Consider the following 20,976-nt stretch of genomic DNA (forward strand, 5'->3'; position numbering starts at 1 on the left):
CCGCTTGCTGTTATCCGGCGCGGCGTTGAGCTTCAGTCAGCGCCGCGCCGCCCGGCGGTATTTAAATCGCCAGCCCAAGCCGGGTGCCCTGGGCGATGGCGCGGCGGGCGTCCAGCTCAGCCGCCACATCACAGCCGCCAATCAGATGCACGATTTTTCCGGCGGCGCGCAGCGGCTCCGCCAGTTCGCGACGCGGCTCCTGGCCTGCGCAGATCACCACGCTGTCGACACTGAGCAACTGCGGTTCTCCGCCAATCAGCACGTGCAGGCCGTCATCGTCGATTTTCTGGTAGCTCACCGCCGGGATCATGGTGACGCCGCGGGCCAGCAGCGTGGCGCGGTGGATCCAGCCGGTGGTTTTCCCCAGTCCTTCGCCTGGTTTACTGGCTTTGCGCTGTAGCATCACTATCTGGCGCGGGCTGCGGGTCGGGCTCGCTCCTTCCGGACGCAGGCCGCCGGCCTGGCGCAGAGTGGTGTCGATGCCCCATTCGCGACAGAATTCGTCAATGTTCTGGCTGGTGGGGGGGCCGGACTGGCTGAGGTACATCGCGGTGTCGAAGCCGATACCTCCGCAGCCGATAATCGCCACCCGTTCCCCCGGCTGCTTCTTATCGCGCAGCACATCCAGATAGCTCAGAACCTTGTGGTGATCGATACCGTCAATGGGCGGCATACGCGGGACAATACCGCTGGCCAGCACCACCTCATCCGCCTCCGCCAGCATGTCTGGGGCGACCCACTGGTTGAGACGTACCTCTACGCCGGTTTTCGCCAGCATGGCGCGGTAGTAGCGCAGGGTTTCGTTGAATTCTTCTTTGCCGGGGATCTGACGGGCGATATTGAATTGCCCGCCGATGTCGGCGGCGGCGTCGAACAGTGTAACCCGGTGACCCCGGGCGGCGGCGTTAATGGCAAAGGCCATCCCCGCCGGGCCGGCGCCGACCACCGCCAGGTTTTTGCGCCGTTGCGCGGGCGCCATGACCATTTCCGTTTCATGGCAGGCGCGCGGATTCACCAGGCAGGAGGTAATTTTAGCGGCGAAGATCCTGTCCAGGCAGGCCTGGTTGCAGCCAATACAGGTATTGATCTCCGCTTCTCTGGCGGATGCCGCTTTGCTGAGGAGTTCGGCGTCGGCCAGAAAGGGGCGCGCCATCGACACCATATCCGCATCGCCGTCGGCGAGGATTTGCTCCGCTACGGCGGGATCGTTAATCCGGTTGGTGGTAATCAGCGGCAGATCCACATGGCCTTTAAGCTGGCGGGTAACCCAGCGGAAAGCGCCGCGCGGCACCGGGGTGGCGATGGTCGGGACCCGGGCTTCGTGCCAGCCGATTCCGGTATTAATCAGGGTGGCGCCGGCCTCGCTGATGGCCCGGGCCAGTTGGATTGCCTCGTCCAGCGTGCCGCCGCCTTCCACCAGGTCAAGCATCGACAGCCGGTAAATAATGATGAAGTCCTCCCCCACCTGCCGGCGTACCGCGCGCACCACGTCGACGGCGAAACGCATCCGTCGTGGGTAGTCGCCGCCCCACTCGTCGTCGCGCTGGTTGGTACGCGCAGCGAGGAATTCGTTGATCAGGTAGCCTTCCGACCCCATGATTTCCACGCCGTCGTAGCCGGCTTCTCTGGCCAGCGCGGCGCAGCGGGCGAAAGCGGCGATTTCGGCAAGGATTTCGTCATGGCTCAGGGCGTGCGGCGCAAAACGATTGATCGGCGCCTGTAGGGCGGACGGGGCCACCGGATGCGGCTGATAACTGTAACGCCCGGTGTGGAGGATTTGCAGGGCGATTTTCCCGCCCTCGCGATGCACCGCGTCGGTAATCACCCGGTGACTGTCGAGGTGTGCCGCATCGTTGAGTACCGCGCCTCCCGCCATGGCGACCCCGGAGGGCGAAGGGGCGATACCGCCGGTAACAATCAGCGCCACGCCGTGGCGGGCGCGTTCGGCGTAAAAGGCGGCCAGCCGCTGTGGGCCGTCGGGACGTTCTTCCAGCCCGGTATGCATCGAGCCCATTAACACGCGATTCTTCAGCGTGGTAAAGCCCAAATCCAGCGGGGCGAAAAGCGATGGGTAGCTCATCATGTCTCTTCCAGTCTCTGTTTTAATTATGTGGTCGGATGAGTTAGTAATGTAGCCGCCGCGTGGGAAAAGAGAAAAGGCCGATCGGGCGATTGTGATGGGATTCAAAGAATCGCCGCAGGGAAAATCCCCCGGTGACCCGGGGGAGGGGATTTACTCTTCTTCCGTGGCCGCCTGACGCTGGGTCTCCTGCAGGCTGTTCAGGGCGTGGCGCGCCGCACGCAGTACCTGATCGCACTGCTCGGCGCTCAGGGTGAGCGGCGGTTCGATGCGGATGGTTTTCGAGTTATTCAGCGTCCCGGCCACCAGCACGCGCTGACGGAACATCTCGCTGGCAAACTGGTAACCGATATCGTTGTCGCAAAACTCAATTGCCATCAGCATCCCTTTACCGCGGGCTTCGACGACCAGGTGCGGATATTCGCGGGCCAGGATATTGAAACCGTCCAGCAGCAGTTGCCCTTTCTGCTCAGCCTGAGCCGGCAGATTCTGTTCCAGCAGCACATGGATTGTTGCCAGCGCCGCGGCACAGGCCAGTGGGTTACCGCCGAAGGTAGTGGTATGCAGGAACGGGTTGTCAAACAGTACCGAAAAAACGGCTTCGGTGGCGAGCGTTGCGCCAATCGGCATGACCCCGCCGCCGAGCGCCTTGGCCAGGCACAGAATGTCCGGCTGCACGTTTTCGTGCTCGCAGGCGAACATTTTACCGGTGCGGCCCATACCGGTCTGCACCTCATCAAGAATCAGCAGAGCGCCGTACTCGTCGCACAACTTGCGTACCGCGGGTAGATAGCCTGCCGGAGGCAGAATTACCCCGCCTTCCCCCTGAATCGGTTCGAGGATCACCGCCGCCACATCGTCGCCGGTTTTTTTACACTCCTGGAACAGGGTGCGCATAGCGTCGATATTGCCGAACGGCACATGGCGGAATCCGGGCAGTAGCGGCATAAACGGTTTGCGGAAGGTGGCTTTTGCGGTGGCGGACAGCGCCCCCAGCGATTTACCGTGGAACGCGCCGCTGGCTGCCACAAAGGTGTATTTACCGCGCGGCGACTGGTAAGCCTTCGCCAGTTTCAGCGCCGCTTCTACGGATTCGGTACCGCTATTGCTAAAGAAACAGTATTGCAGCTTGCCCGGCGCCAGGGTGGCCAGCGTCCTGGCGAGCATTGCCCGTAGCGGATCGAGTAGTTCCTGGCTGTGCAACGGCTGTTTGGCGAGCTGGTGCTCGACGGCGGAAACAACAACTGGATTACGGTGCCCCACGTTGAAAATGCCAAAACCGCCCAGGCAGTCAAGAAACTCCTGTCCCTGGGTGTCGACAAGCGTATTCAGACTGCCCGCCTGCCACTCTACGGCTCCGTAATCCCCGCCGGCCGTGACGGATTTGCGATACTCAAGAAAACCCGGGTTAACGTGCTGCTGGAAATTTTCAATGGTTTCCCGGTTTAGCGCTTTCATCTCCTCGTGGTTAAGGGTGGTTTTTTCAATGATGTTCAGTGCGTGCGCGGTACAGGCAAGAGCCGAAGCGCCAGAAGGTAACCTGTTCAAAATGTGCTCCCGGGGATCGCGTATCACATGATACTGATTTAAGTATTGCAGGGTTTGCGCCATTCCGGAGGCAGAGGTGAAAATCGGGATAAACGGCTGAGGGCAGCGCTTTTGCGCAATTTTTAGCCAGATAAAATCGCGGCTGCGCCTGTTTTGGCGCTATGACCCATAAAACGGCGCTTTTCAGCGTCTGCGCTATGGTGGGGCAAGGGCATCAGGATAGGGCAAAATTTGCCGTATCATGGTGAAAACAGACTTATGTTGTGCTCATACGATTTATCAATATGTTCAGAAAGACTCTCGTTTAGGTTCTGTTAATGGTACTTTTCGGAAATTTTTGTCACTGTAGGCTTGCAGAGAAATCCCTCCCGATAGCGCTTTGGTATTTCGATTTGATATCTGGCGATGGGATATCGGGGATTGGTCGCGTATTTGTTTTTCAGGTGGTTGTTTTTTATAGTTATGGCTGTTTTTTGTGCAGTTTGCCGGCTGTTTTTAGGTCAGATATTTCTTGTCTTTTAATGCCTGTGCCAGGCTTTTTTTGATGATCTAAATCAACTTTATGACTGTTTTTCACGCGCAAAAAGGAACCTTTCGTCGTTTTTAATTGGCCGTTAAGGGGGCTTTTAGGTGTTTTGACCAGGACTTTTCTTGTGGAATTTTCCTAAATAAACTTCATTTATTCTTAATTGTGAGCTGGGATCTGATTTTTTTGTTGCCTTTTAGCATTATTTGTGAACAAAGATATCGCATCTTAATGTCCTGACTCCGATTTTCCCGCTGAAATTCCAGATGCGGCGCTTTCTTCCGGGCCGTGATTTAAACAAACCTTTTCTTTGCCGTTACTTTTTTTTAAAGATTTCTCCGTTGTTTGAAATATTCGGTATTCACGAATAGTAAGCATCGTTAATGATAGCGACGGGCGACCATTTTGATCTTATCAATAGGTTTTACCTATTATGAGTTTGAGGTTATTCGATTTAAACGATTGTCAAAAAATCTCCCGCGGCAGATAAAATGATTCATCTGCAAAAGATATCTGATCCTAACTTCTCTCAGGGAAAGGGAGATAATAATGAAATATTACTTTATTTCAGACGACGTTTTCTTTCTTGCCGGAATGCAGGAGGTTATTTCACAAAATCTTGAAATATACTCTCAATATTATTTTATGCACAGCCAGAGTTCTGGTTTCAATTTTAAAACGGGCGATGTGGTTGTTCTTGCTGTTAATGAAACATCGCTTAAACGATTTTTTATTCATTATCCGGAGCTATTCCACTGCCGTCTGATTATTATGCTGGAGATACCGGTGATGACCATGTTCAGCCCCTGTTTCCCCTGGCTGCTGCCCAAGAACATCACGGTGGGACGTTTTGTTGATATTATCCAAAAGGCCGGCACGCAGCGGCTCTGCCAGGGAAAGGTTTCCCGGCAGATAATCGAAATATTTAACTATCTGGGGGATGGCTGGTCCCTGGATGATTTATCGAAACATACTCAGCTACCAATTAAATATCTCAGCCAGATCAAGCGCGATGTCTACCGTGAGTATGGTCTTACGCAATGTAATTCGGCCGGCATTCTGATTTGCCGGGACGTGCTGAGAATGAAAACCGTTATCTAGTGCTTAACAGTTTCCTTTATGGAAAGCGTCAGGAAAGATTTGATTTACCTTAATTTAATAACCGCTTTATTTATTAAGTGTTGGGTTTTTACGCCCTGGTAATTCTGATCGATGAATGATGGAAATTACCTGCCAGAGCAAACTGGCCGGTAAGTATTTTCAATGAAAAATGGAGTTTTTATTATGAAATTCAAATATGCCCTTCTTCCGGTCACCGTTGCCGCGCTACTATTTTCCGCCAGCGCGCTGGCATCCAACGGCACCATTAACTTTACTGGTAGTGTGGTCAGCAGCGCCTGCGACGCCGATCTGACTATCAGCTACTCCGGGGGCTCCTATACCTCCAGTAGCGGAACGGTAACCGCGCAGATCAACTTACCGCCGGCTACGGTAGCCGCTCTGCCGACTACCGGCAGCTATGCTGGTCACACGCCGTTCTCCATTGCCCTGACGAACTGCCAGGCGGGCGTTTCGACGCCTGACACGGTTTACACCCGCTTTGTTTCCGGCCAGACAGCGGCTGGCGATCCGGCGGTACTGCGTAATACCACCTCCGGCGGCGCGGGAGATGTCGGGATTGCTATCCTGCGCCCGGACAGCACCACCCAGATCAACATTAACGCCGATCACCTGTCTGCGCCGACTTCCGCCGATCAGGGCAGCGCGCTGCCGCCGTCCGGCTCACCGGGCAGTGTGACGCTGAACTATGTGGCGGCCTATAAGGCGCTGGGTTCATCGGTAACCAGCGGCGCGGTCACCGCGCAAACGTTGTTCGAAATTGCCTATTACTGATGCTGTGCTGCCCCGTTGCGCGGGGCAGTTTTTCCCGGCCTGAGGCCGGGAATATGTCGTGCTTTTATCCGTGAAAGGAAGAACGGAGTCCGCCATGGAAAGTCACCAACGTTCGTTTTACGTTTCCGCCTCCAGGCTGTTACGTCTGAGCGTGATCTCTGCCTGTTTGCCCGCCGTGGTGATGGCTGATTCGGGTTTCGAAGAGGATTTTCTGCTGCGCGATAAAAATGGCGCTTCGCCGGAGGTGTTTATTTATCAGAACGCCGTTACGCCAGGGCTGAAGAACATTGATGTGAAGGTGAACGATCGGCTGGCGGAACATATGGAGGTGCGGTTTGTCGGCGGCGAGCAACACAAAGTGGAGCCTTGCCTGACCCGGGAACAGCTGAAAGGGCTGGGGATAAAAGTGGAACTCTACGACGGCTGGGCGGCAGACGACGCTGATTCGCATGCGGTCGCTGAACGCTGTGAAGATGTGACACAGCGCATCCCGGCTGCGCAGATCTCATACCAGGACGCCCGGCAGACGCTGAATATCACCGTGCCCCAGGAGGCGGTAGACCGTCAGCGTTTCACCATGATTTCGCCGCTGGAGTGGGATCACGGCGTGACCAGCCTGCGGACAGCTTATCGCGGCTATTTTTACCATTCGCGCATCAAGGGAAGTTCTGGCAATGGCTGGGATGCGGACGATATGACGTCGCGCAGCGCGTATATCAATCTCAACAGCGTCGGGACGCTGGGAGCGTGGCGTTTTTACAGTATTGATTCGTTCTATCGCAATCCCGGTAAAAACTGGCAGTCAAACCACGATCGTAGCTATCTGGCACGGGATATCGTGACTCTGCGCAGCAGCCTGCAAATCGGGGAAATTTATACCAAAACCTCCGGCTCCATGACCGGTACAGTACCCCTGAGCGGGGTGTCTCTGGCGACCAGCGAGCGTATGTCGCTGGATAACCAGTTTAGCTATGCGCCGGTGATCCGCGGCGTCGCGCGCACCAACGCCCGCCTGGTTGTGCGCCAGCGCGGCAATATTATTTACAGCACCACGCTGACCCCGGGGCCATTCGCCATCGATGATTTATATAGCGCCCAGGTGGGGGCTGATCTTGAGGTGACGGTGGAGGAGGCTGACGGGCAGCGCCAGGTGTTCCGCGTCCCCTATACCGCACTGCCGAATATGATCCGTCCGGGGGCGCTGCGTTACAGCGCGGCGGCGGGGAAATATCGCAGCCAGAGCGCCGGGACTCAGGAGCCGGCGCTGGTGAACGGCGTTATTGAATATGGCTTTGAGCACTTCACCCTGAGCGGTACGGCGCTGGCCTCGGAGGACTACCAGTCCCTGTCCGCCGGGCTGGCGTGGAACATCGGCAATATCGGCGCATTTTCCACTGAACTGGCTCACGCCCGCTATCAGGATAAATGGCATGGCGACCAGACCCGGGACGGTTCGGCGCTGCGCTTTCTGTATGCCCGCTATTTTGACGCGACCGATACTTCACTGCAGATCCTCGGCTATCAGTACCGCTCCGAAGAGTTTCTTGATTTTCAGGAGTTTTTGTCGCGCCAGAGCCGCAGCAGTATCAATGGCTATGACTGGGGAGATGTTGAGTGGGATCAGCGCAAGCGTAGCCGGGTAGAGATGAACCTGAGTCAGAACCTTAACCATTACGGTAGCCTGTATGCCTCCCTGAGCCAGGACAGGTTTTACGGCACCGATCGCAAAAGTACCTCTATCAGCAGCGGCGCCGGGACTACCGTCGGTCCGGTCAGTCTCACGCTCTCCTGGACCCTGACCCGGGAAGGGAGTACCCGCGATAACCAGTTGAATCTGTCGCTCAGCATGCCATTGGGCAGCCCGGCCCGCGGCAAAGACCACGGATTTATGAACTACAACCTGACCCGGGATCGCGATAACCGCTACAGCCAGTCGCTGGGGTATTCCGCCAGTGCGCTGGAAAACACGCTCAACTATTCGCTCAACGTACAGCGCAATACCCAGGGCAAATACAGTCAGTCGGGCTCGCTGGGGTACAACGGCAGTCTGGCCAATATCAGCGGCAGCGCCAGCCGCAGCAGCTACTCGACCCAGTTTTCCGCAGGGATGAGCGGCGGTCTGACACTGTATGGCGGCGGGGCGATTCTGTCGCCGCAACTGGGCAATACCGTGGCGATAGTGAAAACGCCGGGCGCGTCGGGTATCGGCGTATCCGGATCGGGGAATGCGCAAACCGACTACTTTGGTCATGCCATGGTGACGCATCTCACTCCTTACCGCTACAACCAGATAACCCTGGATACCGCCAAAACCGCGGGCGTGGAGCTGAAAGAGTCTTCGCGCAAGGTAGTACCGAGCGACGGCGCGGCAGTGCTGCTGGAGTTTGCTACCCGGGTAGGACGGCGAGCGATGGTGGAAATCCACAGCCCGAAATCCGTACCGCTGGGCGCTATGGTCTATGTGCAGGGTGAAAACGAAGAGGCCGGTATTGTCGGTAATAAAGGGTTGGCTTATCTGAGCGGTCTGGATGCCCGTAGCGATCAGTCGTTGAAAGTGCTGTGGGGCGACAATCCGGCGGAGCAGTGTGGTTTTACGCTACCCGCTGCGACCGAGGCTCAGCGTCAGCCGGAAAACTGGCATCAAAAAATTGTGGTGGACTGCCGGTAGGGCAGTACACGGAAGTCGCAACGAAGGAAGAACACCATTATGAAACACAATCCATTACTGAACGTCCTGCTGATGACGGGAATGTTGTTAGCAGGCCAGGTTGATGCAGCGGTACGCCCGCTGCTGACGCGGGTGGTCGCGTATGCAGCGGATCGGGAAACCGCGGTAGAAGTTGTCAACGGCAGCAGCGAAACCTATATGGTGCAGTCGTGGCTGGAGGATTTGCAGGGCGGGGATAGCAACATTCCGCTGGTACTGACGCCGCCAGTGATGAAACTGGAAGGCAACACCCAGGGCAAATTACGCCTGGTGGTCATGAAAGGGGCCATTCCCCAGGACCGGGAGTCGGCGTACTGGCTGTCTATTCAGGAGATCCCGCCGAAGGCGAAAAACCCTTCTGAGAACCGATTGCTGGTGGCTATTCGTAACCGTATCAAAGTCTTTGTGCGCCCGGACGGGTTACAGGCCGGGGATGCCCGGGTGGCGGCGGCGCAGGTGACCTGGTCGATAGAGCGGGAGGGTGGAAAAAACTGGCTGAAAGCCAGTAACCCGACGCCTTTCTATATCAGTTTTGGCGAGCTGGCGGTGGGCAATGGCGCCGGCAAGGGGATTCGGCTGGAAGATAAAAAACAGATGGCGCCGCCGAAAGGCACCATGCGCTACTTACTGCCGCAGACGCTGAAGCCCGGAAAACTGACGGTGATCTGGAGTAGTATCCACGACTGGGGCGGCGTGGGTGAGGAATATAAAGCCGGGGTGGCACTGTGAAAATACGGCGCTTTTGCTTACCGATGCTATGGCTGATCAACGGACTGCTGGCCGGGGTATTCTCGCCGCTGGCTGATGCGGTGACCGTACTATGGTATACCAATACTGGTAGTGTGACCGGTGAGATTGCCGGTACCTGTACCCTGGACTATAACACCATCAGCGCTTTTTCTATTCCGCAGACGATAGTGGTCGATAATAGTATTCCTGACGGTAGCGTAATCTATTCCTGGGATTACGGGAATTTTCTCGATTTCAATATTAATTGCATAGGCAATGGTGTGTCGAACTCAGGGGGCAGAGCACTTAATACAGGGATTACTCACCAGCGCTTTAATCTGTCTTTTCCGGATGCAATCCCGGTGCGGGTTAATAATATTGCGGCGAACTTAACGCTGAAAATGTATGCGAAGTATGAGTGGAATAATCAGCAGGCCTGTATGGATCCTAATCTGGGGTGTCGTAACGGTGCTACCGGGTATTTTGCTGAAGCAGCTAATGTATTGTTAAACAACGGTGCAGAATATAGCGGAACGCATAACGGTACAGTTTCAGTATCTCAGCGCCCCTCGCTAATACTACTTCCGATATATGATGCCGTTACCGGAAAATATCGGATGGAAAGTGGCCGTTTATTGGTTTCCACAAGAGCGGAGCTGATAAAAACCGGTAATTTAACCACCTATGGACCCGTAACTGCCCTTGCTCCGGGAGTGAATGGTATTAGTTTTAATGGGGTGAATTCTTCCGTGTTTCCTTCGGTACGAGATATGCCGATCCCGGGGAATGCGATTACGCTGGTTGCCCCTTCCTGCCAGCTGCGCACCGATACTTATGATGTGGCCATGGGGCGCTGGGCGGCGGATATGTATAACTATAACGGCGGCAACCCGGTAACCGGAACAGAAATACCGGTTAGTCTGCAACTGGAGTGCTCCGGCCAGGTTCCCGATGTGACAGTGCGGTTTACCGACGCCGGGAGCGAACCTTCTGTGAGTATGCAGAAAAATATTACGCTCTATGATGACGGGGGAAATAAAATTAACGGGCTGGAAATTGCCATGCAATACAATGGGCAGCGGATTAATATTGACGGTACCACGCGTGTTAGCACCGGTAGCCATGGCGAAGTACAGAATAATCAATCGTCTGAGGTATTTAATTCACAAAGTACTATTAATTTTACCGCCCATTATTATCAAACTGGCGCGATTACCCGCGCCGGAGTGCCTTTTACAGGCAATGTCAGAGGGTCGGTCATCGCTATCGTTGAAAATAATTAATGGTTGAAGTATCGGTAATATATTCCTGTAGCAGAATTTGCAGGCATAAATCATGATATATTCACCGGTGTAAGGGAAATCAGAAATCTGATTAATACATTGCAGTGCCAGTATTTTATTTCTACAAGGAGTGACTCATGTTAAAGGCTAAACTATTTTTTATCTCACTGCTCACCGGTTCGGCGCTGGTCCTTTCCGCCTGTGACAACGCAAACAGCGAAAATAAGGCGCCGGTAGAGGGAGCCTCTCAGCCGGCCGCCACTTCAATTCTTGGCGGTAGCGCCACGATAGTGCTGCCGCAGGGATATGTCAAAATGCCGAAGGAACTGCTGGAGGCCAAATACCCGGCGGCCCAGCGCCCGCAGGAAGCCTGGTATGTGGAGAGTGAGGGCGGTAAAGTCTCCATCGCCTTTAGCGCCACCAGTAGCGCGATAAGTGATGCTCAGGTGGAGAAATTTGCCGATATGATGAAGCAGCAGTTAAGTTCGTTCTCCCCGTCGCTGTCGCAGGTGACGGTGAATGGCAGAAAAATGAGCCGTATTGAGATGCTAACCCCGGCCGCGGATGGAAAAATCTATAACCTGATGCAACTCTCCTCCCGGGACGGCAAACTGCTGATTTCGACCTTTAACGTCACCGAAGATCTGCAGGTGAAATACGCTAAAGCCGGGGAAGAGGCGCTGTCGACGCTGAAATATTAAGGTTCAGCCGCACAGGGCGCCGGGTCTTGCCCGCGCCTGGAGCCGCGGGGCGCCTTCGGGCGTCCCGTCGGGCGGCGGAGCTGGCAGCAAAAAACATAGTTTTTCCTTCCTGGTGGCGATCGGCCAAACACCAATAAATGGGGGTTCCGCATTTTTTATCTGGTGGTGGCGGCAAATTCGGCGATGGGATGAGGTTTGTCGTAAATTTTATGGGATTTGTGAAGCCAGCGCGGGCGGCGCGAAAATAGCGGCGCGTTGTGTTCTGGTGCGGGATTTTGTTTCGTTCTGCCGTCATCCTGCCTTACTATCAGGTGGGAAAAGGAGAACAACATGCAACGACTGACCATTTCGATTGACGATCAACTGGCCCAACAGTTTGATGAGTTGATGCGCCGCAAAGGATACGCCAACCGTTCCGAAGCCTTTCGCGACATGCTGCGCCGCGAGCTGGGCGAAATGGCGCGGGAGAATGATAAAAGTGCTGAATGTGTGGGGGTGTTGAGCTACATTTATGACCACCACGAGCGCCAGCTTTCCAGCCGGCTGGCGGAAATGCAGCACCACCACCACGGGCTGACGGTTTCCACCATGCATGCCCACCTGAGCCACGATGAGTGCGTCGAAACGCTGATTCTCAACGGCGCGACGGATGAAGTCGAAGCGCTGGCGGAGTCGGTGATTTCCCAGACCGGCGTGCGCCACGGGCGGCTCAATCTCATCCCACGCTGAATGGTTTCGTCCTGATTTGAAGTTTAAGCAGGATCAATAAAGTATGAATTTTTTAAAATTCTTCATACCTTTTGGTTAAATCGCCATCGCCTGTCTGCTATAAGGGGGAGCTGAGAACTCTTTCCCCAGCCAGAGCCTGTAAAGACACGGGCCTTATAATAACAGGAAGTGCGTGTGAGCCAGATTACCGATACCCCTGCGCAGCAGATAGACCACCAGGTCCGGCACTACTGGGCCAACCGGGCATTTGACTATAGCCAGCTCAATGCCGCCGAACTGGCGGGCGCCAAACGCGCCCGCTGGCTGAGTAAGATCATGGAATATGCCCCCGACGGGCGGCGACTGCGGGTACTGGATATTGGCACCGGCCCCGGCTTCTTTGCCGTGACCCTGGCGCTGGCCGGTCACCAGGTCACCGCGGTGGATATGACTGACGCCATGCTGGAGCAGGCGCGGGTCAACGCCGCCGCCTGGAAGGTGGATATCCGCTTTGTCAGCGCCGATGTGCACTCCCTGCCTTTTGACGATAATCAGTTCGACCTGATTGTGACCCGCAATGTGACCTGGAATCTGGCGTATCCGCTACAGGCTTACCAGGAGTGGTATCGGGTGCTGGCCAGCGGCGGTCGGCTGATCAATTTTGACGCCAACTGGTATCTGCAACTTTTTGACGACGAGTGCCGCCAGGGATATCTGGCGGATCGGGCCAGGGCCCGGCACATGGGGCTGGAAGACCACTATGTGAACACCGACACCACGGCGATGGAGAATATCGCCCGCCAGTTGCCTCTCAGCCGGGAACGCCGTCCGCAGTGGGACACCCGGGCGCTGCTGGCCTGCGGCTACCACAAAATTATGCTCGATACCCGGGTTGGCGATGTGCTGTGGGATGACGAAGAGAAAGTGAACTACGCGTCAACGCCGATGTTCATGCTGTGCGCTGAAAAATAATCCGCCGGGGGAAGCACAATGACAACAATCCTGAGGCTGCTGACGGCGGCGATGGTCTGGTGCGCGGGGCTGATGGCGGCGGGTACCGCGGCGGCGCAGACGCTGAATTATGCCAGCACCAAAGATATTCGCGATATCAATCCTCATACTTATAGCGGCGAAATGGCGGCGCAGAACATGGTGTTTGAGCCGCTGGTTATCAACACTCGCGATGGCGTACAGCCCTGGCTGGCGGAGCGCTGGGAGATATCGCCGGACGGTAAAGTGTATACCTTCCATCTGCGCCATGGCGTCACCTTCAGCGACGGGGAGGCCTTTAATGCCGCGGCGGTGAAAGCCAATTTCGATGCCGTGCTGGCTAACTATCAGCGCCACGCCTGGCTGGAGCTGGTGCGGCAAATCGACCATGTCACGGCGCCTGATGACTACACCGTCGCCGTTCATCTGAAAAATCCCTATTATCCCACCCTGGTGGAGCTGGGGCTGACCCGCCCGTTTCGCTTTATCTCGCCGAAAAATTTTATCGACGGGCAGACGAAAAACGGCGTCAGCGGCTATGCCGGCACCGGACCGTGGCTGCTGGAGCAGCATGTCAAAAATCAGTATGCGCTTTTCGCCGCGAATCCTCACTACTGGGGGACGCCGCCAGAGCTGGCGCGCGTGATGTGGCGGGTGATCCCCGACCGCCAGAGCATGCTGATGGCGCTGGAAAAGGGCGATATCCAGCTGATTTTTGGCGCCGATGGCGACATGATCGACAGCGACAATTTTGCGGCCTTACAGGCCACACAGCGTTTCACCACTCTGATTAGCGACCCGGTCGCCTCCCGGGCGCTGGTGCTTAACAGCAGCCGTCCGGCGCTGAAAGAGCGGCAGGTCAGGGTAGCGCTGCAGTATGCGGTGGACAAACAGGCCATTGCCGACGGGGTCATGGGGGGCAGTGAAAGCGTAGCCCGGACCCTGCTGTCCCGCTCGGTGCCGTACGCCGATATCGCCGATTTGCCGGTTTATGATTACGAGCCAGCCCGCGCCGCGGCGCTGCTCGATCAGGCCGGATGGGTTCAGCCCGCCGGCGATCGTCGCGCCACCCGGGAAAAACAGGGTGTTCCGCTGCGGTTGCTGTTCTCATACAACACCAATAATGCCGGGGAGCGCCAGATAGCCGAAGTGGTGCAGAGCGATTTGCGCCAGATCGGCGTTGAGGTGACACTACTCGGGGAGGAGAAACAGGCGTATCTCGACCGCCAGAAATCCGGCGATTTCGATATTCAGTATTCGCTCTCCTGGGGCACGCCGTACGATCCGCAATCTTATGTCTCCTCTTTCCGTATTCCGTCCCATGCTGACTATCAGGGGCAGAAGGGGCTACCGGATAAAGCCCGTCTCGATCGGATGATCGATCGGGTGCTGATCGCTAACGATGAGCCGCAGCGTCAGGCGCTGTACCGTCAGATCCTGATGATCCTGGCGCAGGAAGGGGTGTATATCCCGCTCACCTATTCGCGGACTAAAGCGGTGTTCACACCGCAGCTGCAGGGGGTGACGTTTAACCCTTCCCAGTACGAAATACCATTTGAGAAAATGTACTTCCGGGCGCGCTAAGCATGACGCGTTACCTGCTACGCCGGCTGCTGATGATGGTGCCTCTGCTGCTCATTATCTCCGGCGTGGCTTTCCTGCTGATCCAGCTTTCCCCCTCCGATCCTGCCGAAGTAGCGCTGCGGGTGAACGCCATTGTTCCCACTCCGCAGGCTATCGCCGATATGCGCCACGAACTGGGGCTGGACGCTCCGCTGTGGCAGCAGTACCTCACCTGGCTGCATCGCTGTGTGCATTTTGACCTTGGCACCACGTTTATCACTCGTCAGCCGGTAGCGGACGAACTGGCCCGGGCTTTGCCGGCTACGCTATGGCTGGCCGCCACCACACTGGCGATGATTGTGGTTATCTCGCTGGTGCTCTCGCTGTTGTGCGTCAGCGCCGCCGATCGCTGGCCGGATAAACTGATCCGCGCCGGGCTGTTTTTATTGACCGCGATGCCGGGCTACTGGCTGGGGTTGCTGTTGCTCTGGCTGGTGGCGGTGAAGTGGCGATGGCTGCCGGTGGGCGGTATCGATGAAGCGGGCGCGGTGATCCTCCCGGCTCTGACCCTCGCCTGCGGCTATATCGGCACTTATGTGCGCCTGTTGCGCAGCAATATGCTGGCCAACCGTCACCAGCCCTGGGTGGAATATGCCCGGGCGAGGGGGCTCAGCGAACGACGGATCCTGTGGCGCTATGTGCTGGTGAATGCTCTCTATTCGCCGCTGGTGGCGCTGGGGATGAGTATTCCAAAACTGATCGCCGGTACGCTGATCATTGAAAATATCTTTGCCTGGCCGGGACTGGGGCGGTTATGCGTAACGGCGATATTTGAGCGCGATTACCCGGTTATCCAGGCCTATGTACTGCTGATGGCGGTGCTGTTCGTGGTATGCAATTTCCTGATCGATACTCTGCAGATGTGGCTCGATCCGCGCCTGCGGCGGGGCGTGGTCAGATGATGCGCCGGATATGGCGCCACCTGAAGCGTGATCCGCTGGCGCTGGCCTGCGTGCTGCTGTTATTGCTGCTGGCGCTGGCCGGGACTCTGGCCCCCTGGCTGGCGCCGCACGATCCGCTGCTGGTATCGTGGCGCGATAAGTTTCAGGGAATCAGCCTGACTTATCCGCTGGGGACCGATCACCTTGGGCGCTGCGTGCTGTCGCGGCTGTTGTTCGGTATTCGTACCACGCTGTTCAGCGCATTATTCGCCATGACGCTGACCCTCGCCATCGGCACGCTGCTCGGCGCCATCGCCGGCTATTTTCGTGGCCGGGTGGACGGGGCGCTGATGCGTCTGTGCGACGTGATGCTGTCGTTCCCCGGGGAAGTGATGATTTTCGCCCTGGTGGGCATTATGGGGCCGGGGCTGGAAAACATTGTGCTGGCGATGGTGCTGGTGAAATGGGCGTGGTACGCGCGGATGGTGCGCGGGATTGTCCTGCAGTACAGCGATTGCCATTACATTCAGTTCGCCCGTCTGGCGGGCGGCTCGCCATGGTATATCTTCCGTCGCCACCTGCTGCCGGTCACTGCGGCGGAGCTGGTCGTGCTGGCCACTACCGACAGCGGCGCGGTGATTTTGCTGCTTTCCGCGCTGTCGTTTATCGGGCTCGGCGTGCAGCCGCCGGTCGCGGAGTGGGGGGCGATGCTGGGCGAGGCGCGCAGCGTATTAATGATTCATCCGCAGCAGATGCTGCCCGCCGGGCTGGCGATTGTGGCGACGGTGGCGGCCTGCAACTACCTGGGGGACAGCCTGCGCGATATGCTGGATGTCGCCGGACGCCGCGACTCACAGCACAGCGGATAACAGCAGGCGCCGGGCCTGCGGATGACGCACCTGACCGGTGGCGGAGATATCGTCAACCCGTTCAATTACTCGTCCCTGATCCATAAAAATCACCTGCTGACACAGGTAAGTGACGGCGGTGATGTCGTGGCTGATAAACAGTAATGTCAGGTTCAGGCGCTGGCGCAGGCTGGCCAGCAGGTCGAGGATCTGGCGCTGAACCCGCATATCCAGCGCGTTGACCGCTTCATCCAGCACAATAAAATCCGGCTGGCAGGCGATAGCCCGGGCGATGCACACCCGTTGTAACTGCCCGCCGCTCAACTGGTGCGGGTAGCGGGCGCGTAGCGTCGTATCCAGACCGACCTGCTCCAGTAACCCGGCGATGCGTCGGGATTGCTCGCCGGCAGGCGGGCGTTCCCCCAGCCACAACGGTTCTGCGACGATCTGCTCCACCGTCATGCCCGGATTTACCGAGGACCGGTAATCCTGGAAAACGGCGCTGACGCTTCCCGGCGCCCGCCATACGCTGCCGCCAGTCAGCCTGCGGCGGCGATACGCTCGACCGCCAAGACTGACCTCGCCGTGTGTCGGGCGCTCCAGTCCCAGCAAAATGCGCCCGAGGGTACTTTTCCCGCTGCCGCTGGCGCCGACAATCCCCAGGCAGGCGCCGCGCGCTACGCAAAAGGAGACATCGTCAAGGGCCTGAATCCGCGGGTAGCGATGGCTGAGGTGCTGTATCGTTAACCAGTCATTCACAGGGCGGCTCCTGATGTTGCGGCAGATAACAGAGCATGGCGATATCTCCCCTGTAGCGCCTGCCAGGCACCGATCAACTCCCGGGTATGGGGATGCTGCGGCTGGTGAAACAGGGCGTGAATCTCATTGTCTTCCACGATCTGTCCCGCCTGCATCACGATAGCCCGATCCGCCAGTTGCCGGATAACGCCGGGGTTATGGGATACCATCAGTAGCGCCATGTCATTTTCGGCGCGCAGGCGAGCCAGCAGGGCGATGATTTCGGCCTGTGAAACGCTATCCAGCGCGGTGGTGGGTTCATCGGCGATCAGCAGGCGCGGTTTCAGCCCCAGCGCGATAGCGATGGTGACGCGCTGCAGCATCCCGCCGCTGAGCTGTGACGGATAATGATGAAAACGCTGAGCGGCGTGGCTGAGGCCGACCTGTTGCAACATGGCGAGCGCCTGGTCTCTGGCTTCCTGAACGGTTAACGGCAGGTGGGCGCGCAGGCTGTCGATCATCTGTTTACCGACCGGCTGCAGCGGGTCGAAGGCGCTCATCGGGTGCTGGAGAACGATACTCACCGCCGGGCCGCGGTAGCGGCGCATCTGCTTTTCATCCAGCCGGGTCAGATCGGCGCCGAGAAACGTTATTTTGCCGCTGCGGCGGAATTCACTGCCGGTCAGGCCCATGATGGCGCGGCACAGCAGGCTTTTGCCGCTGCCGCTTTCTCCCATGATACCGAGACAGGTGTTGGGGGCGAGGTCGAGGGAGATGTTATGCAGCAGTTTACGCCCGGCGGCGGGTAACGTCACGCTCAGCTCCTCAATGCGCAGTAACGTTGGTTCCATGCTTCTTCTCCTGTCGGTACCCGACCTGACGCTCAGGGTAACAGAAACCCCGGTGATAATGATGGCGCGATATCAGTAAATCGGTGTTTATCCTCGTCATCTTTCCGGTGGCCTGTGCGCTGACTGCGCGGATTCACCCCAATTACTATTCCAGTTACCTTCCGGCAACCCGAATTATTCAGGGCTGCGCGGGATTTCACGGCTGTCTTTTTGCAGTCTCCGCTGGCGCCGTGACGCCGGTCAGGGCGATCGCCTGCGCGGCATCATCAAGGATAGCAACTACGCGCATCAGTTCACTATCACTCAGCGGTTGTTGGTTGACGCGGTTGTTCAGCGTCGCTTTGAGGTTTTCCAGCGCCCGCTTCATTTCCGGGTGGCGGCGCAGTTCGTGGCCTACCGTTTTGGCCTGAATACGCGCTTTGATGTTGTTGAGATGTGGCTGTTCGGCCTGTAGCCAGCGCAGCCCGGCGGCGGTGATGGTGATTTTTTTGCGCCCGTTTTCTTCTTCAGTGCTGATAAGTCCCTGGGTATTGAGGAAGTCGAGGGTCGGGTACATCACCCCCGGGCTGGGGGCGTAGTAGCCGCAGGTCAGGGACTCAATGGCTTTGATCAGTTCATAGCCGTGTCCCGGCCCCTGGCTGAGGATATCCAGCACCACCAGACGCAGATCGCCATGACCAAAAAAACGTCCGCTGCGATGGTGCGGGGCGGCGGAGGGGGAAGGTGTGGTGTTTTCAGCCGGGTGATGGTGACGGGCCACGGTAGCTCCTGTTGCGGATCGAAGTGTTGATGGTATCTAAATGTGCGATTAATAAGCGAGTGACAGGCGAAATATACGGATTGTTTTTTGATTTTAAAAGGAAAATTGTTGCAGGCGTTATGGATTTCTCACTATATCGAAAATGCTTGCTTTTTTTGTTGTTAGTAATCATTATCATTTAAATTTCGATATATCTAAATTAACCTTTCACGTTGGTAGAACTGATGACTGAACAAAAAAACCACTATCCGCGCCGGGTGCGCAATACCCTGCAATTCCGTGAAGTTACCGTACTGCGCAGTGAAATCGTCGCCAGCCATTTTCAGCGCATCGTCTTTGGCGGTAGCGCGCTGGCGGGCTTTAGCTCTGCCGGCTTCGACGATCATAGCAAAGTCTTTTTCCCCCAGCCCGGCGTGGAGTTTGTGGCGCCGCAGGTAACTGAGGATGGGATTGTCTGGCAGAGCGATGTACGTCCGCCATCGCGGGATTATACGCCGCTGTTTGACGCCGCGCGTCAGGAACTGACGCTGGACTTTTACCTGCACGCCGACGGTGTGGCGAGCAACTGGGCGCGCCAGGCGCAGGCCGGGGATAAGCTGATTATTGGCGGACCGCGCGGTTCGCTGGTGGTACCGGTGGACTATCGCTGGCAGCTGTATCTGTGTGATGAAACCGGTATGCCGGCTCTGCGCCGCCGTCTTGAAACGCTGCGCGAGTACGGCGTGGCGGCGGATTCGGTACGGGCGCTGGTGACGGTGAGCGATGCGGCCAGCGGCGATTATCTGGCGCACCTGAGCGAATTCAATATCGACATTCGGGTCGCGGCGACAGAAGCGAACATCGCCGCCTGGCTCGGGCAGTGGACGATACCGCAGAGCGACTATTTTATCTGGCTGACCGGCGAGGGGGAGATGATTAAGCGTATTATTACGCCGCTGGAAGGGAAGGTGGATGCACAGTTGCTCAGGGCGGTGGCTTACTGGCATCAGAAGGGGGAGTGAGTTTTTTGTGATGTTTTTGGCTGCGGCCATGAGTTCTGTTCGCCTGTGATCATTTTTTCCCTGGCAGGAATTCCGTTCATTGCGGTTTTTTCCTGGGGAGGAAATTCCGTTCACCGTAAGTCAGCGCCTTATTTTGCCTTTGTCGCCAGGTGAACGGGGAGATGGGGCTCGTCGCCGCCCCCTCTCCACTCCGGGCTCCCGGCAGTAAAATCGCCGCTGCGCGGTACCCGTCAATTTTCGCGTCTGGCTTCGGGTCGGGTAAGACGGCACATCCCTGTGCCGGCTTACCCTCAGGCCGGTTCCCTCCGGCCTGCCCCGGCCATGCGCAAAAATAGCCGGCGATTTTAAGCCGGACTCAACCCCCGCTGTGAAATCGGGGATTTAAAAGGCATGTTGATTGCTGTGGGGGGTTATCAGTGCTTTTGAGAAACAGAGAGTTCCGGTTGAGAAGTTCTTGTGGGGGAGTGGTTTTCTGTAACGTGGAATAAGTTCCGTTCACCTGAATTTTGTGCTCTGTGTTTATTCCGCATAAGGTGAACGGGGAGAGGTGGCAGGTGTCGCTTTTTTTACTTTTAGTCTGCGGCAATGAATTCTGTTCGCTGTGGTTATTTTTTGCCTGGGCAGGAGATTTCGTTCATTGCGATTTTTTCCTGGGGAGGAAATTCCGTTCACCGTAAGTCAGCGCCTTATTTTGCTTTTGTCGCCAGGTGAACGGGGAGAGGGGGCTCGCCGCCGCCCCCTCTCCACTCCGGGCTCCCGGCAGTAAAATCGCCGCTGCGCGGTGCCCGTCAATTTTCGCGTCTGGCTTCGGGTCGGGTAAGACGGCACATCCCTGTGCCGGCTTACCCTCAGGCCGGTTCCCTCCGGCCTGCCCCGGCCATGCGCAAAAATAGCCGGCGATTTTAAGCCGGATTCAACACCCCCGCGGTGAAATCGGGGATTTTAAAAGGCATGTTAATTGCTGTTTATTGCTATAGGGGGCGTTACCGGAACTTTTGAGAAACAGAGAGTTCCGGTTGATGAGTGCTTGTTTTTGCTTTGATGCTGTTACAAATTTTTTGCAGACTTCCCGCAGACTTCCCGCAGACTTCCCGCAGACTTCCCGCAGA

The 20,976-nt window shown here is 56.9% G+C and carries 17 protein-coding genes; 12 read left to right on the forward strand and 5 right to left on the reverse strand.

The window, feature by feature from the left end; genetic code table 11:
* Positions 1 to 61: 61 nt before the first annotated feature.
* Positions 62 to 2,080 (reverse strand): oxidoreductase, encoded by a 2,019-nt coding sequence (locus tag AQ981_RS06330; RefSeq protein WP_121500627.1) that lies wholly within the window; start codon positions 2,078 to 2,080, stop codon positions 62 to 64.
* 153 nt (positions 2,081 to 2,233) lie between these two features.
* A complete protein-coding gene (gene ygjG, locus AQ981_RS06335) occupies positions 2,234 to 3,628 on the reverse strand; it encodes a putrescine aminotransferase (protein WP_249226274.1) in 1,395 nt (464 codons plus the stop codon).
* A gap of 1,075 nt (positions 3,629 to 4,703) precedes the next feature.
* Here ygjG and AQ981_RS06340 point away from each other — a divergent pair.
* The 11 genes from AQ981_RS06340 (at position 4,704) to opp1C (ending at position 16,538) form a co-directional block, all read left to right on the forward strand.
* A complete protein-coding gene (locus tag AQ981_RS06340) occupies positions 4,704 to 5,255 on the forward strand; it encodes a hypothetical protein (protein WP_058910914.1) in 552 nt (183 codons plus the stop codon).
* A gap of 183 nt (positions 5,256 to 5,438) precedes the next feature.
* On the forward strand, positions 5,439 to 6,047 hold the full coding sequence (locus AQ981_RS06345) for a fimbrial protein (RefSeq protein WP_161969158.1): 609 nt from the start codon (positions 5,439 to 5,441) through the stop codon (positions 6,045 to 6,047).
* A gap of 94 nt (positions 6,048 to 6,141) precedes the next feature.
* Positions 6,142 to 8,715 carry a fimbria/pilus outer membrane usher protein gene (locus tag AQ981_RS06350; protein WP_058910916.1) on the forward strand — a complete coding sequence of 858 codons (2,574 nt, stop codon included), beginning with the start codon at positions 6,142 to 6,144 and terminating at the stop codon, positions 8,713 to 8,715.
* Between the two features lie 39 nt (positions 8,716 to 8,754).
* The gene (locus AQ981_RS06355) at positions 8,755 to 9,483 is read left to right on the forward strand and encodes a fimbrial biogenesis chaperone (RefSeq protein WP_058910917.1); all 729 of its coding nucleotides are present in this window, start codon (positions 8,755 to 8,757) and stop codon (positions 9,481 to 9,483) included.
* An 80-nt stretch (positions 9,484 to 9,563) separates the two neighbouring features.
* The gene (locus tag AQ981_RS06360) at positions 9,564 to 10,766 is read left to right on the forward strand and encodes a fimbrial protein (protein WP_154675904.1); all 1,203 of its coding nucleotides are present in this window, start codon (positions 9,564 to 9,566) and stop codon (positions 10,764 to 10,766) included.
* Positions 10,767 to 10,903: 137 nt separating this feature from the next.
* Positions 10,904 to 11,467, forward strand: a complete 564-nt coding sequence (locus AQ981_RS06365; protein WP_058910919.1) for a DcrB/PsbP domain-containing protein — start codon at positions 10,904 to 10,906, stop codon at positions 11,465 to 11,467.
* Between the two features lie 330 nt (positions 11,468 to 11,797).
* Positions 11,798 to 12,196 (forward strand): nickel-responsive transcriptional regulator NikR, encoded by a 399-nt coding sequence (nikR, locus tag AQ981_RS06370; protein ID WP_058910920.1) that lies wholly within the window; start codon positions 11,798 to 11,800, stop codon positions 12,194 to 12,196.
* Positions 12,197 to 12,370: 174 nt separating this feature from the next.
* The gene (locus AQ981_RS06375) at positions 12,371 to 13,147 is read left to right on the forward strand and encodes a class I SAM-dependent methyltransferase (protein ID WP_082683154.1); all 777 of its coding nucleotides are present in this window, start codon (positions 12,371 to 12,373) and stop codon (positions 13,145 to 13,147) included.
* Positions 13,148 to 13,165: 18 nt separating this feature from the next.
* Positions 13,166 to 14,749: a nickel ABC transporter substrate-binding protein gene (gene nikA, locus AQ981_RS06380; protein WP_058910921.1), complete on the forward strand. Its 1,584-nt coding sequence runs from the start codon at positions 13,166 to 13,168 to the stop codon at positions 14,747 to 14,749.
* A 2-nt stretch (positions 14,750 to 14,751) separates the two neighbouring features.
* Complete coding sequence (gene opp1B, locus AQ981_RS06385; protein WP_058910922.1) at positions 14,752 to 15,690, forward strand: nickel/cobalt ABC transporter permease; 939 nt, start codon at positions 14,752 to 14,754, stop codon at positions 15,688 to 15,690.
* Complete coding sequence (gene opp1C / locus AQ981_RS06390; RefSeq protein ID WP_058910923.1) at positions 15,687 to 16,538, forward strand: nickel/cobalt ABC transporter permease; 852 nt, start codon at positions 15,687 to 15,689, stop codon at positions 16,536 to 16,538. The genes opp1B and opp1C overlap by 4 nt, the downstream gene beginning before the upstream one ends.
* Here the strand turns inward: opp1C and AQ981_RS06395 are convergent.
* The 3 genes from AQ981_RS06395 to AQ981_RS06405 all read right to left on the reverse strand — a co-directional run bounded on the left by AQ981_RS06395 (position 16,521) and on the right by AQ981_RS06405 (position 18,773).
* Positions 16,521 to 17,276 (reverse strand): ABC transporter ATP-binding protein, encoded by a 756-nt coding sequence (locus AQ981_RS06395; RefSeq protein ID WP_058910924.1) that lies wholly within the window; start codon positions 17,274 to 17,276, stop codon positions 16,521 to 16,523. The two genes, opp1C and AQ981_RS06395, sit on opposite strands and share 18 nt — an antisense overlap.
* Positions 17,273 to 18,106, reverse strand: coding sequence for an ABC transporter ATP-binding protein (locus tag AQ981_RS06400; protein WP_058910925.1), 834 nt, complete (start codon positions 18,104 to 18,106; stop codon positions 17,273 to 17,275). The genes AQ981_RS06395 and AQ981_RS06400 overlap by 4 nt, the downstream gene beginning before the upstream one ends.
* A gap of 196 nt (positions 18,107 to 18,302) precedes the next feature.
* Complete coding sequence (locus tag AQ981_RS06405; RefSeq protein WP_058911086.1) at positions 18,303 to 18,773, reverse strand: PadR family transcriptional regulator; 471 nt, start codon at positions 18,771 to 18,773, stop codon at positions 18,303 to 18,305.
* Positions 18,774 to 19,090: 317 nt separating this feature from the next.
* Between AQ981_RS06405 and AQ981_RS06410 the strand changes: the two genes are divergently transcribed.
* Positions 19,091 to 19,867: a siderophore-interacting protein gene (locus AQ981_RS06410; RefSeq protein WP_058910926.1), complete on the forward strand. Its 777-nt coding sequence runs from the start codon at positions 19,091 to 19,093 to the stop codon at positions 19,865 to 19,867.
* Positions 19,868 to 20,976 lie beyond the last annotated feature (1,109 nt).

The sequence above is a fragment of the Entomohabitans teleogrylli genome (assembly GCF_001484765.1).
Lineage (GTDB): Bacteria > Pseudomonadota > Gammaproteobacteria > Enterobacterales > Enterobacteriaceae > Entomohabitans > Entomohabitans teleogrylli.